Raw genomic sequence first — 13,215 nt, forward strand, 5'->3', positions numbered from 1 at the left:
TAGCCTGTATATACTAAACGCAATACTTTACACTAAAAGTATCAAAGTTCGAGGCTATATAAAAGCTTACTGTAGATTCATTTTAAATAGTGTACTCTCATCTTTAAAGTCCAATAATATGCAAGGATTGCCTATAAATAAATCTAGTTACAGCCCTCAATTCACTATTTTGTTTATTATTGCATATTTGATTATTTTCCCAGTCATTAGTCAAGGAGGAGATATGTTTAGCTGGTTCAGAAAGAAAAAAGAAGTATTTTTAAGCCCTGAAGTCAATGGGGTTGTTACAGAAAAAGGCACACCCGTTGCAAATTTAGAAATAATACGGTCACTAATCTATATAGATGAAAAAGTCCGCAGAGATATAGCAACTACAGATGAAGATGGGCGCTTTCATTTTCCTAAAAAAACGATTCTTTCCTCAATGCCCAATAAGCTAATAGTTGAAAACCGTGTTTCGCAAGAAATTTTTATTGAAAAAGACAGCACTTTAATTCCATTGTGGGTTGCAAACCAATCAGGAATTAAAGAAATTCCCGAGTATAGTAAAAAATTAGCTTTCCTGGAGTGTGAATTAACTAATAAACGAGTTGCTTTTGAATTTAAAAAAAATAATAACAAACATTTAAATTATGTAGCATCGAGTATTTGTCGTTGGGAAACCGACTATATGCCATTTTGGTTATATGACGGAGATAGAGAGTATAGAATTAATAATGGTGATTTTGATAACTTAACTGAACGTAACATCAAGGAAGATTAACATGGAAAAGTCCAAGCAGTATTACCGCCAAGCATTGCAGTGAGCGCCGCAGCAAGGGTTTATGATATTAGAAGCTCAACAATTTTTAGCGGTGTTTTCCACCCAACATTTAGAGACAACTTTAAAATCACCAACAACCAAATAAGAGGCGTTAGTGGTGGCTTAATCAATCAACTCCTAAACCGCACTACAGGTTTCGCTTTAACTGCAGAAGGTACATCAAAACAATTTAAAGGCCACCATATTATTGGCATTCGTGGCACCGTTTTTACCTCCTGCGCTGATTGGTTAACAAACTTAAATGTGGCAATTACCCACGGTCCTAAAAATTTAGAGGTGCACTCTGGTTTTGAAAAAGCCTTTACCAGCATGAAGCCGATGTTTGCAAGTTATGTCAAACAGCATAAGCCTAAATGTTTGCACCTTGTTGGCCATAGTTTAGGTGGTGCGATTGCCCAACTACCAGCAATATGGGCAAGTGATCAAGGTATTCCCACCAATTTATATACGTTTGGTGCGCCAAGGGTAGTGCTAAATCATTCGGTGCATTCAGCTGCACACAATGTTGGTCAGTACCGTGTAACGCACGGTGCAGATCCTGTACCCTGCGTACCAGCTTGGCCATTTAGTCATACCTCAAGCGAATACCAAACGGCGATGAATGAAGGATCGTTTTTTAATATTGGTGCACACTCAATGGAAGAAGACACACCCGGTTATGTTAACACGGTGGCAGCATACAAAGATTATAGAAGCATGGAAAGTTCACTAAAAACACTTCACTATAATCATACAGTTTTAAAATATGCTCTGCGCTATAACGTGACATTCTCACTTAGATGGCAGCGAATTATTACCGATGGCTTAATTACCTTTTTAAAGAAAACTGGCCAATACGCCTTTATTTCTGCACAAGCAGGTCTTAGCGTTGGGTTAACTTTTTATGATATTTTAGCGCGATGCTTACATGAATCTGTGGTTAAGTTTGTAGAGCTTACAGAAGAGTTAAAGGGTTTAATTGGCCATATGCTTGCTTTTGTAGGTAAAGCGTCATACGAGGTAGTAGAGCTCACAACTCAATTTATCCGTTGGGTGTTAGGTTTAATGATTAAAAAACTCTATATGGTTGCGAAACAAGCCATTGACCGTATTTAAGTATAGTCAGTTATGTAAGTGCGGCATCAAATATCAGCCGCATTTATTATAATTAAAGGCGCTTAAATAGCGCCTTTAATTGGCCCATGTTCGTGGTGTACATGTGGGTTTTGACCGCGTTGACGAAGTAAATGATCCATTAAAGTAATAGCCATCATTGCCTCAGCAATCGGAATAGCACGAATGCCTACACAAGGATCATGACGACCTTTGGTGATCATTTCAACCGCTTCATTTTCGGTGTTAATACTATTACCGGGAATAGTAATACTCGATGTCGGTTTAAGCGCAATTGATGCGATTATATCTTGGCCTGTTGAAATACCTGCCAATACGCCACCGGCATGATTTGAGGTAAACCCATCAGGGGTTAACTCATCACGATGCTCAGAGCCTTTTTGCTCGACTACATCAAAGCCATCGCCAATTTCAACGCCTTTAACAGCATTAATACTCATTAATGAATGTGCAAGTTCGGCATCTAGCCTATCAAATACTGGCTCACCTAATCCAACTGGTACATTTTTAGCCACTACTTTTACTTTGGCACCCACTGAGTCGCCTTGCTTTTTTAGCTCGCGCATATATTCATCAAGTGCTTCAAGCTTACTTGTATCTGGGAAGAAAAATAAATTGTTTTCCACTTCGTCCCAATCGTAGTTTTCGGCTTTTATTGGCCCTAATTGACTCAAGCATGCTTTAACTTCAATACCATGAAACTGCTTTAAATACTTTTTAGCAATGGCGCCAGCCGCAACCCGAATAGCGGTTTCACGCGCAGATGAGCGGCCACCACCACGATAATCGCGTAGGCCGTATTTGTGCCAGTAGGTATAATCACCATGACCTGGACGAAATACGTCTTTAATTTTGCCATAATCTTGTGAACGTTGATCGGTATTTTCAATTAATAAACCAATGCTGGTACCGGTGGTTTTACCTTCAAAAACGCCCGCTAAAATTTTAATTTGATCGCTCTCACGGCGCTGCGTGGTATAGCGACTTTGCCCAGGCTTTCGACGGTCTAAATCGTGTTGTATGTCGGCCTCTGTTATCTCAAGGCCTGCGGGCGTACCGTCCACTACGCCGCCTAATGCAACGCCGTGGCTTTCGCCAAAGGTGGACACTTTAAATAACTGCCCTATGCTATTACCTGCCATTAACTTTCCTCATTCCTAATGACTTATAGCCGAGGATTAACTCGGCTATTATTTGCCCAGCCATTTGGGATGAATGGCTAGTATTAATTATTACTGCGCAAAGTAGGCATCTAGTTGTTGCTTGCTAATAACAAACACCCCTAATCCGCCTTGTTCAAACTCAATCCATTCAAATGGTGCGCCTGGATACAGTGCATCCATATGTACCATAGAGTTACCTACTTCGACAAATAACAAACCGTTATCTGTTAGATGCTCACTAGCTTGATCTAAAATAGTACGTGTTACATCAAGGCCATCGTGACCCGATGCTAACCCAAGCTCTGGCTCGTGGTGGAACTCACGTGGTAAGTCAGCCATATCTTCAGCATCAACATACGGTGGGTTTGCTACGATTAAGTCATATTTTTGCCCAGGCACACCACTGAATACGTCAGACTGGATAGGTAATACGCGCTCACTTAGTTGGTAATCGGTGATATTGATATCAGCCACTTCAAGCGCTTCATAGGAAATATCAACCGCATCAACTTGCGCATTTTCGAATGCTTGTGCCAATGCAATCGCAATACAACCCGATCCCGTACATAAATCTAAAATACGCCCTACTGACTCTGGCTGCTCTAGCCAAGGTGTAAAACGATTATTAATAAGCTCAGCAAAAGGCGAGCGAGGAATTAATACACGTTCATCCACATAAAATGGCATATTGGCAAACCATGCAATGTTGGTCAGGTATGGAACTGGGGTAAAATCGTTAATGCGCTCGGCAATTAAGCCTGCTAAACGGTTTTTTTCAGTGCTGGTTAAACGGGCATGCATCAGCTCTTTGGGTGCATCAATTGGCAAACTAAGCGCTGGTAATAACAAACTTACCGCTTCATCCCATGCGTTATCGGTGCCATGACCAAAGAAAATACCGCTACTTGCAAATTGACTTGTCGTCCAACGAAGCCAATCGTGTAAGGTTGAAAGTTCTGCAACAGCTTCATCCAGGGTTGCTTCTTCTATTAGTAATTCACTCATCAGTATTATCTGCCTGCTACTTTCAAAAAATTAACTCAATCGGGGCACACTATGGGCCCCATGATTGCCCTATTGTATACCCAAGCCACCTCTAGGTGCGAGTGACAGTTAGAATTAAAAGTAATTTAAACAAGGCATTGATTGCAAGTGTAATAGTCACTCTGTTGTTCAAATCAATAACGCAGTATAAATCGCTTTTAAACTAACCTTATTGGCGCCGTACTATGCACCTCAAAGCTGCTTGGGTATCACACCTTTTTACTCGATTTTTACCACTTTTTTGTTTAGACTGCCGCTATGAAAAAAGATCCACACTCAAACAATCTAATTAGCCCTGATGACATTGACTTGTTTCGTCAAAGTATCAGCGGTGCGCGCGTGTTCAAACAAGACACTCACTGTTTTAGCAATAAACCTAAAGTGTCACAAGCGAAGCAATTTGCCCAGCAAAAAAAGCAACAACAATCAGAATTTTTCTTTTCTGATGAATATGTGCCCGATATAGACACTAACGGCACTGTTAATTATGTGCAACAGGGTCAGGATCGTTTTTTAGCGAAACAACTTCGCCGAGGGGATTTTATACCTGATTTAACCCTCGACCTGCATGGCTTAAATAAAGAAGTAGCCAAGGATGAGCTCGCAGGGCTTATTCATGAGTGTAAAAAGAAGCATTATTACTGCGCCTGTGTTGTACACGGAATTGGCGGCCATATCCTCAGGCATAAAGTGCCGCAATACTTAGTGCAACACCCCGATGTTATTGCTATGCATCAAGCACCACTTGAATATGGCGGTAAAGGTGCAGTACTCATATTAATTAATTTACCGCAAAGTGATGAGTTTAGACGCTAATCAATAAGAGCCTTTTAGTGCATATATTTTCGATTATATTCCCGCTGATATTTATTGTGCTATGTGGCTATATTGCTAGCCGCAGTGGCTTTTTAGAGCGTATCCATATAGCGGGATTAAGTAAGTTTACTTTTTATATTAGTGTGCCGAGCTTTTTATTTTTAAATATGGCCAAAGCAGACTTACAAACCAGTGTCAGCTTAAATGGCTTTTTAAGTTTTTACATTCCGGTTATTTTAGTTTACCTTTTTGCCCTAATTATTGACCGCTACATTCTCTCTAAACATCTTCAATACGAACGCCATAGCGTGTTTGCCCTTGGCAGTAGCTATTCCAATACTGTATTGGTGGGGTTACCTATTATTATTGCCGCATTAGGCGAGCAAATGATGGGCATTATTTTTATGATCATTACCTTTCATAGCGCATTATTGTTCACCCTTACTTTTTTAATTAGTGCAAACAGCGCTAGTCATGTGTTTTCCTGGTCAGCATTTTCCAAAAATATGCTACTCAATCCAGTGGTGTTAAGTATTAGCACTGGTTTATTGGTTAATTTGGCAGGGATTACTTTATTTGCTGACTTAACTAAGGGCTTAGCGCTTTTAGCCGAACCAGCTATTGCTTGTGCGTTATTTGTATTGGGCGCTAACTTAGCTTTTTATAAAATTAGCGATAACTGGCAAGCAGCGGCCATTGCCAGTCTATTAAAATTAGTCATATTACCTGCCTTGGTATTATTGCTAGGCACACACGTATTTACACTTAATGAGTCACTGCTAAAAGTACTGGTGCTATTAAGTGCATCACCATTAGGCGTTAATGCCTATTTAATTGCATGCCAAATAAAACAACACCAAGATACCCTTGCCAGTGCAGTGGTTTTATCTACAGTATTAAGTGTGTTGAGTTTTAGTGTGTGGTTAACCATTTTACTTTAGATAAATGCCTAACCACGTTTTATCGTCAGGCTTTAAGCTGGGGAGATTCGTAGTTTATACGGTTACATTAGCTGGCGCATCTATAGTGATGTAATCACTTTTATGGCTCACTTCATTGTAACTAATTTGGGCAACAGCACCAGTATTAAAAATTGGCATATTACCAGCGCATAGCTGATCAACCAAATAGCTCACCATAGGCATGTGGGCAACAACAAGCCAGGTATCGCATTCTGGGTGAAGCGCAATTAACGTTTCTAAATAATCTGCAGCAACTTGAGGATTGCCCTCAGGAATAACATCGTGACAAGTTTCTTCAAATAAAAAGGTATTATTTTTTTTAACAGCCTCAGCCGTTTGCTGCGCTCTTACATAGGGGCTAACTAACAGGCCACTGGGAGCGTGCATTTTTTGCAACCATAGCCCCATTTTTTCAGCTTGCTGTTGACCCACAGAAGTCAAATTTCTACTGACATCATCAGAGTGCATCGGTGTTGCTTCACCATGACGCATTATCAAGATTGTTTTCATAAAAAATCAACCAATTAAAGAATATAAAACAGTAGCCAATTTGCTCGAATTTCCGCTATATTAATAACTCAAACCTATTTATTTTCTTAAAATAGTTCTTTCATGATGTTCAGGTAAATAGCGTCGCATTCCTGAAGTTATCATCTGTTGTTAACAATTTACGTTTAGTTTCAGGAGCATCATTTGAAAATCAGCACCAATGATAACAGAGCTTACCGCACACTAACACTGGACAATGGTCTAAAAGTGCTTTTAGTGCGCGATCAGGACTCAGCAAAAGCGGCAGCCTCCATGGCAGTTAACGCTGGTCACTTTGATGATCCTCTTGATAGGCAAGGCTTAGCGCACTTTTTAGAGCATATGTTGTTTTTAGGTACGGATCTGTATCCCGAATCCGGTAGCTTTAATAATTTTGTCTCTCAATCTGGTGGTAACACCAATGCCTGGACTGGTACGGAACATACCTGCTACTTTTTTGATATTAATAACAATCATATTGAATCGGCGTTAGCACAATTTAGCCGTTTTTTTATAGCGCCCGCCTTAAATCCCGCAGAAACCGAAAAAGAACGTAATGCGATTGAGGCTGAGTTTAAATTAAAGATTAAAGATGATGGCCGGCGCATCTATCAAGTGCATAAAGAAACGGTTAACCCTGCACATCCGTTTGCTAAGTTCTCTGTAGGCAACCTACAAACATTAGCTGATAGAAAACGCTGTATTAGTGATGAGTTACGCGACTTTTTTAATCAGCATTACCAAGCTCAATGGATGACTTTAGTCATTTGTGCCAATGAATCATTAGATACACTTGAGGCATGGGCAACTCAATATTTCTGGCAGATTAAAGGTAATAACAGCAAGTTAAAGCCACCCATAGAGGCACCGCTTTATCGCAGCCAAGACTTGGGTAAGTTGCTCCATATTGAGCCACACAAGCATGTACAAAAGCTGATTATTAGCTTTGCTATGCCAAACATTGACGATTTTTACCGTCATAAAACTGTTAGTTTTATTGCCCACTTACTAGGGTACGAAGGACAAGGCTCGTTGTATTCAGTACTAAAAGAACAAGGCTGGATCAATGCTCTTTCTGCCGGAGGTGGCATCAACGGTAGTAACTTTAAAGATTTTAATATTAGTATGGCACTGACCGATGAAGGCATTGAATACTACGAAGATATTATTGAAATGGTATTTGAATACATTTGCTTAATAAATAACAACATCGGCAAACTCCCTCGCCTTTATCAAGATAAGCAAAAGCTGCTGCAAATCGCATTTGATAACCAAGAAAAATCTCGGCTGATTGACTGGGTCAGCAATTTAAGTATTAACATGCAACATTACGATGAAGTTAATTACTTACAAGGCGACTATTTAATGGAAGGCTTTAAAGCCACCACTCATGAAATGGCGATGCAATGGTTAACCCCTCATAATATGCGTTTAGTGCTGATTCATCCGGGTGTAGAGCCTGAACACACAGCCGCTTGGTATAACACACCGTATAAAATTGAAAAATTGTCACTGCATTGGCTCGAAGCGCTGGCACAAATTAGTCAGCCACAAGGTGAAATGTTATTACCTACCGCAAACCCTTATTTAGCTAAAGATGTTGTTCTATATCCAATAGAGTCGCAGCAAGCTCATCCAACGTTACTGGTGAAAGAAGCTGGCTTTGATTTTTGGTTTAAACAAGATGCCACCTTCAGAGTGGCTAAAGGGCATTTTTATTTAGCCATGGACTCTGACTTTGCAGTTAAAGATGTAAAGCATATGGCATTGACTCGATTGTTTTCTGATTTGTTTATGGATAGTGTTGGCGAACAATTTTATCCAGCTGAGCTCGCGGGCTTAAGTTATCACTTAACCTCTCACCAAGGCGGCTTAACCCTGCATACTGCAGGGCTATCTTCAAGCCAACTAGAGCTGGTTGATCAGCTAATTGATGCACTATTTAACGTAAAAATTTGTGCTAAACGCTTTGCTGAATATAAAAAACAACTGGTAAGGCACTGGCGTAATAGCAACCAAAACAAACCTGTCAGTGAGCTCTTTAGTATTTTAGGCGCTAAAATAATGCCATGGAATCCACAGCCAGACGAGTTAGCAAATGCACTTAAAGATACCTGCTTTCATCAGTTTAATGAGTTTAGACAGGCGTTTTTTAATGCACTTCATGTTGAGTCTTTTTTACATGGCAATTGGCAACAAAATGAAGCGCTTGAGTTTCAGAAAAAGGTGGCACTGCACCTTAAAAAGTCAGCCGTTATAGAAGATTTAAAGCGCCCACTCTTTGAAATTACTAAAGTGACTCGTTACGAATTAGAGCTCGCTTGTAGCGATAATGCCATGGTGATTTATTATCAAGCATTAAGCGATGGTGTTGATGAAAAAGTAAAAATGATGGCGCTTAATCATTTAATTAACCAAGATTATTTCAATGAGCTACGGACTACACAACAACTAGGTTATTTAGTTGGTGCCGGTTATGCGCCCTTTAATACCCGTGCCGGAATTGCTTTTTATATTCAGTCACCTAAATTTGAACCAAGCACATTACTGCACAGGCATAATGTGTTTATTAGTCAATATTTATCAACCATTGATGAACTGACAGAGCAAACCTGGCTGCAACAAAAACATGGGCTAGTGACGCATATTGCCGAAAAAGACAAAAATTTGCGTTTACGTTCACAACGTTTATGGCTTGCAATTGGCAATGGCGATCATCAGTTTAATATGCAGCAACGCCTGCTAGATTCTTTAAACGCATTAACGCTTGAAGATTTAAAAAACTATGCAGCTGAAATTTTTAATCCAGACCGCCCAAGATATGAGCTTTTAAGCGCTAAATCTGTGAATCAATCGGAGAATCTACCACTTTATTCGCATTCTCTTTGACTCTTGCTCGCGCTTGATTTAGATTGTCTTTTGTAAATAAGAAGTAAGACAATGAACAAAATAAAAATAATAAAATACATTCTGTTGTTGACCACTTTGGTCACCGCCTACTCTGCTAGTGCATTTGAGTCATCATTTAGCTTGAACTTAAATGCGCTAGTCGTTAGCGTGTGTGCAATAATGTCATTACTGTTAATTTACTTTTTAACAGTTATTCACTCACTCAAGCGCTCACATTCTCAATTACAGCAATCTGAAAAACGCTTAAAAAGTACCGTAGAAGGTAGTGGTGACACGCTTTGGGACTGGAATATAAAAACCGGCAAAGTTATTCGTATTAACGACAAGTACGTGTTGAATAACAACAATCTAGTAGAATTCCCACCTAATAAAAGCCTTATACACCCTCGCGATTTAACCCATGTAGATTACCTACTAAAAAAACACTTTGCTGAAGAGAGTACTTTTTTTGAAGCTACTTATAGAATTAAAGATAGCTTTGGTAAATGGCATTGGGTACTCGACCGTGGAAAAATAATTGAAAAAGACGCAAACCTTAGCCCACTGAGAATGACTGGCACGGTGAGAGATATTTCTCAGCTCAAATCAACCGAAGAACGACTAAATCTATTTGCAAAATGCGTTGAGTCACTCACGGATGCACTGGCTATTTATGATAAAGATTTTAAGCTTGTTGATATTAATCCAAGCTTTTTAACTTTGTTTGGCGGTGTGCGTGAGCAATACCTTAAAAAAGAATTTCATTTAGCAGGTTACGACAAAAGCTACATAGAAACTATAAAAGACACCGTTCGAAAGCACGAGCATATTCAAGAAGAAGTAAAGCTGCGCAATAGCGACCATGCCCTACTGCCATTTGAAATTTCGATAGATGAAATTAAAAACGCGCAAAATCAAATAACTAATTACGTGGTGGTGTATTCTGATTTAACCGAGCGTAAAAAAACGGAGTCAGAGCTCAATAATTTATCCAATCGAGATCGCACCACCAGCTTACCTAACCGTAATTTATTTTTTTCTGATTTAAAAAAACTAGCAAAGCAGCATTCACACCATGCATTGTTAGTATTTGATTTAGATAACTTTAAAAAGATAAATGACTCATTGGGTCATCAGTTAGGTGACAGCTTGCTGGCAAAGCTTGCTATGCGCTTAAATAAGCTTACCCGTGAAAATGATGTATTTTATCGCCTTGGCGGCGATGAATTTGCGCTGGTTATGTCAAACACCAACGATATTCTCACTATCACCCGTATGGCTAAACAGTTTTTAGCGGCAATAGCTACACCGTTTAAAATGGCAGGTCATGAACTTGCTATCACCTCAAGCGTGGGTATAGTACTGTTCCCTGAAGATGGTAACACCCCTGAAATACTATTAAAGAACGCCGATACCGCTATGTATCATGCGAAAAAGAAAGGTAACAGCTACTTGTTCTTTAATGACACCATGAACCGCCAAGCAGTAAAGCGACTACAAATAGAAAACCTAATGCGCTTTGGCTTAAAAGAAGATCACTTTGAGGTATATTATCAGCCTAAAATGAATATTCGTACTGGTAAGCTTGCTGGAATGGAAGCGTTAGTGCGTTTTATTACTCCGAAAAAGGGGGTTATTAGCCCGGGGGTATTTATTCCAATCGCCGAAGAAACAGGGCAAATTATTGAAATTGGTGAAGTGGTTTTAAACAAAGCTTGTCGTGACGTAAAACAATGGTTAGACGCTGGATTATTTAACGCTCGTGTTGCGGTAAATTTATCAGCAAAACAATTTAGCCTACCCGATTTAACTTCGCGCATTGATGTGATTTTACAAAAAAATGAACTGCCCTCATACTTTTTAGAACTTGAGATCACCGAAGGCACCGTAATGGACGACCCACAAGAAGCCATTGCGATTATGCGCTCTTTAAGTGCCCGCGGCATTCATTTAGCTATGGATGATTTTGGTACTGGGTATTCGTCGCTGGCGTATTTGAAACAGTTCCCACTAAATACGCTTAAGGTAGATAAAGCCTTTATTGATGATATGAAGACAGAGCGTGGCCGCAATATGGTGGACTCTATTGTCACTATTGCACATAACCTTGATTTACATGTAGTTGCTGAAGGTGTAGAGCAAGCCTCACAAATAAGCATACTGGAAGAGCTTAACTGTGAAACACTTCAGGGTTATTACTACTCTAAACCACTCTCAAAAGATGAATTTACTGCGTTTTTAAAACAACAACAAAGCCAATCAAAACTCAGTTTAATTAGAGCAACTAGTTAAGCACGCCATAGGCACGTTTTTATGCCGGTATTGCGTATTAATGTACGTCGATAATGTAGGTTAAATAAACACCACGCTGCAGGTCCCAACAATCCGCTTAAAAATAACCAGCGCTTCACAGGCATACCTTTTTTGATGGTTTCAATATACATAAGTGCGATAAACACACCACTCAGTAAAATAAATAATACCATGGTCATCAAACTGCTTAAAAATTGAGGCGCGTATAATAGCGTTTAACTGGCTAAAATTAAAGCAACGTATTATTTAATTGTAGTCCTTTTAAATCAGACACAAAAAAGCCGAGCAACTTAAAAGCTCGGCTCTCAATTATCAATTCATCACAGCTTATTTGTCAGCACGACCCATAAACTTATGCTCGGCAGTATTAATGCGGATGCGATCACCCGTTGAAATATGCTCTGGTACTTGGATCGTTAAGCCCGTTGATAAGCGTGCAGGCTTTGAGCGAGCGCTGGCTGAAGCTCCCTTAATTGAAGGGTCGGTTTCTTCAACAACAAGTTCAACACTTGAAGGAAGATCAAGACCTACCGCAGTACCGTCAATTACAATAACGTGCACACCTTGGGTTTCTTCATTAACAAATTGAATTTCTTCCGCTATGGCGTCTTTATTTAAATTGTAAGGCGTGTAATCTTCATTATCCATGAAGACATACTCATCCCCATCAATATACGACAGCATGGCTTCACGACGGGTTAAATCAGCAAGATTAAGCATATCGCTGTCTTTAAATGTTTCGTCAACTTTACTACCCGTTACTACATCGTATAAACGCATACGGTATAAACTACCACCAGCACGACCTTGTGGTACTGAGCGTACGATATCTTTTACTACTAATACACGGCCATTAAAGTCAATAGCCGTCCCTTTTTTAAGATCACTCGCCTTTGGCATGGGTGAATTCCTATTGTTTTTTTGATTGCGAGAAACATACCACGAAACTGATTTTGTTCAACAATAAAATGATATGATTAGCTTCTTACTTCGTATTGACTTATAAATCTGTAATTTAGACTGAAACACGTGTTATCTAGTGGCAAAAAGCTGCTATGGTTAAGTTATCGATTATGACCTCAAGGAATGGCTCATGAACCAACAAACTGTACATACTTATTTAATGAACAAACCGTTAGTTAAACTAACGCAACCTTTTGCTAAAGATGTTGATGTATATAAAGTAAACCATAAGATGTTCGCCACCCTTGCACTGAGCAATGAGGGTGAAACCGATGAAAACGGCGAACCTATTTGGTGGCTAAACTTAAAGTGCGACCCTGATGAAGCACAGTCATTACGTGATATTTTTCCTTCGGTGATTCCAGGTTATCATATGAATAAACGCCTTTGGAATACAGTGATTTTAGACGGCTCAGTACCACAAGGTGAAATTGAGCGTATGATTGATAATTCATTTAATTTGGTGGTCGACAACATGCCAGATAAAGACAAACAGGCTATTGAAGCCTTACTGTAAATAAGCGTCTATATCTCTATATTTACTGATAATCAAACATAAAAAAAAGCCGCATAATTTGCGGCTTTTTTACGTTAACTTAAG

The 13,215-nt window shown here is 39.5% G+C and carries 12 protein-coding genes; 7 read left to right on the forward strand and 5 right to left on the reverse strand.

Going from position 1 to position 13,215, the window contains the following annotated elements; genetic code table 11:
• Positions 1–118 precede the first annotated feature (118 nt).
• Together CWB75_RS08745 and CWB75_RS08750 are read left to right on the forward strand one after the other, a co-directional pair.
• Complete coding sequence (locus CWB75_RS08745; RefSeq protein ID WP_249362320.1) at positions 119–763, forward strand: DUF6795 domain-containing protein; 645 nt, start codon at positions 119–121, stop codon at positions 761–763.
• A gap of 39 nt (positions 764–802) precedes the next feature.
• On the forward strand, positions 803–1,918 hold the full coding sequence (locus tag CWB75_RS08750) for a lipase family protein (protein ID WP_249362321.1): 1,116 nt from the start codon (positions 803–805) through the stop codon (positions 1,916–1,918).
• Positions 1,919–1,980: 62 nt separating this feature from the next.
• Here the strand turns inward: CWB75_RS08750 and aroC are convergent, their stop codons facing one another.
• Together aroC and prmB are read right to left on the reverse strand one after the other, a co-directional pair.
• Entirely contained in the window at positions 1,981–3,078 is a 1,098-nt protein-coding gene (gene aroC, locus CWB75_RS08755; protein ID WP_138570430.1) for a chorismate synthase, read from the reverse strand.
• Positions 3,079–3,168: 90 nt separating this feature from the next.
• Positions 3,169–4,104 carry a 50S ribosomal protein L3 N(5)-glutamine methyltransferase gene (gene prmB / locus CWB75_RS08760; RefSeq protein WP_076918988.1) on the reverse strand — a complete coding sequence of 312 codons (936 nt, stop codon included), beginning with the start codon at positions 4,102–4,104 and terminating at the stop codon, positions 3,169–3,171.
• Between the two features lie 297 nt (positions 4,105–4,401).
• Between prmB and smrB the strand changes: the two genes are divergently transcribed.
• Together smrB and CWB75_RS08770 are read left to right on the forward strand one after the other, a co-directional pair.
• Positions 4,402–4,959, forward strand: a complete 558-nt coding sequence (smrB, locus tag CWB75_RS08765) for an endonuclease SmrB (protein WP_138570431.1) — start codon at positions 4,402–4,404, stop codon at positions 4,957–4,959.
• Between the two features lie 17 nt (positions 4,960–4,976).
• Positions 4,977–5,900, forward strand: a complete 924-nt coding sequence (locus tag CWB75_RS08770; RefSeq protein WP_138570432.1) for an AEC family transporter — start codon at positions 4,977–4,979, stop codon at positions 5,898–5,900.
• Positions 5,901–5,954: 54 nt separating this feature from the next.
• Here the strand turns inward: CWB75_RS08770 and sixA are convergent, their stop codons facing one another.
• Positions 5,955–6,431 (reverse strand): phosphohistidine phosphatase SixA, encoded by a 477-nt coding sequence (gene sixA / locus CWB75_RS08775; protein ID WP_021033112.1) that lies wholly within the window; start codon positions 6,429–6,431, stop codon positions 5,955–5,957.
• Positions 6,432–6,614: 183 nt separating this feature from the next.
• Here sixA and CWB75_RS08780 point away from each other — a divergent pair, with 183 nt between their 5' ends.
• Together CWB75_RS08780 and CWB75_RS08785 are read left to right on the forward strand one after the other, a co-directional pair.
• Positions 6,615–9,338 carry an insulinase family protein gene (locus CWB75_RS08780; RefSeq protein WP_138570433.1) on the forward strand — a complete coding sequence of 908 codons (2,724 nt, stop codon included), beginning with the start codon at positions 6,615–6,617 and terminating at the stop codon, positions 9,336–9,338.
• 51 nt (positions 9,339–9,389) lie between these two features.
• Positions 9,390–11,630, forward strand: coding sequence for a sensor domain-containing protein (locus tag CWB75_RS08785; RefSeq protein ID WP_010391359.1), 2,241 nt, complete (start codon positions 9,390–9,392; stop codon positions 11,628–11,630).
• Here the strand turns inward: CWB75_RS08785 and CWB75_RS08790 are convergent.
• Both CWB75_RS08790 and efpL read right to left on the reverse strand, forming a co-directional pair.
• Positions 11,627–11,830, reverse strand: coding sequence for a hypothetical protein (locus CWB75_RS08790; protein ID WP_138570434.1), 204 nt, complete (start codon positions 11,828–11,830; stop codon positions 11,627–11,629). The two genes, CWB75_RS08785 and CWB75_RS08790, sit on opposite strands and share 4 nt — an antisense overlap.
• Before the next feature lie 148 nt (positions 11,831–11,978).
• Positions 11,979–12,551 carry an elongation factor P-like protein EfpL gene (gene efpL / locus CWB75_RS08795; protein ID WP_138570435.1) on the reverse strand — a complete coding sequence of 191 codons (573 nt, stop codon included), beginning with the start codon at positions 12,549–12,551 and terminating at the stop codon, positions 11,979–11,981.
• 193 nt (positions 12,552–12,744) lie between these two features.
• Between efpL and CWB75_RS08800 the strand changes: the two genes are divergently transcribed.
• Positions 12,745–13,131: an MmcQ/YjbR family DNA-binding protein gene (locus CWB75_RS08800; RefSeq protein ID WP_010391352.1), complete on the forward strand. Its 387-nt coding sequence runs from the start codon at positions 12,745–12,747 to the stop codon at positions 13,129–13,131.
• Positions 13,132–13,215: the final 84 nt, after the last annotated feature.

Origin of the sequence: Pseudoalteromonas sp. S1608, from assembly GCF_005887265.1 — a bacterium.
In the GTDB taxonomy this organism is placed as follows: domain Bacteria; phylum Pseudomonadota; class Gammaproteobacteria; order Enterobacterales; family Alteromonadaceae; genus Pseudoalteromonas; species Pseudoalteromonas undina.

What these genes read in the sequence shown, in the direction of transcription:
- CWB75_RS08745 (WP_249362320.1), top strand. Translation starts at nt 119, where the DNA reads ATGCAAGGATTGCCTATAAATAAATCTAGTTACAGCCCTCAATTCACT.
- aroC (WP_138570430.1), bottom strand. Translation starts at nt 3,078, where the DNA reads ATGGCAGGTAATAGCATAGGGCAGTTATTTAAAGTGTCCACCTTTGGC.
- prmB (WP_076918988.1), bottom strand. Translation starts at nt 4,104, where the DNA reads ATGAGTGAATTACTAATAGAAGAAGCAACCCTGGATGAAGCTGTTGCA.
- smrB (WP_138570431.1), top strand. Translation starts at nt 4,402, where the DNA reads ATGAAAAAAGATCCACACTCAAACAATCTAATTAGCCCTGATGACATT.
- sixA (WP_021033112.1), bottom strand. Translation starts at nt 6,431, where the DNA reads ATGAAAACAATCTTGATAATGCGTCATGGTGAAGCAACACCGATGCAC.
- CWB75_RS08785 (WP_010391359.1), top strand. Translation starts at nt 9,390, where the DNA reads ATGAACAAAATAAAAATAATAAAATACATTCTGTTGTTGACCACTTTG.
- CWB75_RS08790 (WP_138570434.1), bottom strand. Translation starts at nt 11,830, where the DNA reads ATGACCATGGTATTATTTATTTTACTGAGTGGTGTGTTTATCGCACTT.
- efpL (WP_138570435.1), bottom strand. Translation starts at nt 12,551, where the DNA reads ATGCCAAAGGCGAGTGATCTTAAAAAAGGGACGGCTATTGACTTTAAT.
- CWB75_RS08800 (WP_010391352.1), top strand. Translation starts at nt 12,745, where the DNA reads ATGAACCAACAAACTGTACATACTTATTTAATGAACAAACCGTTAGTT.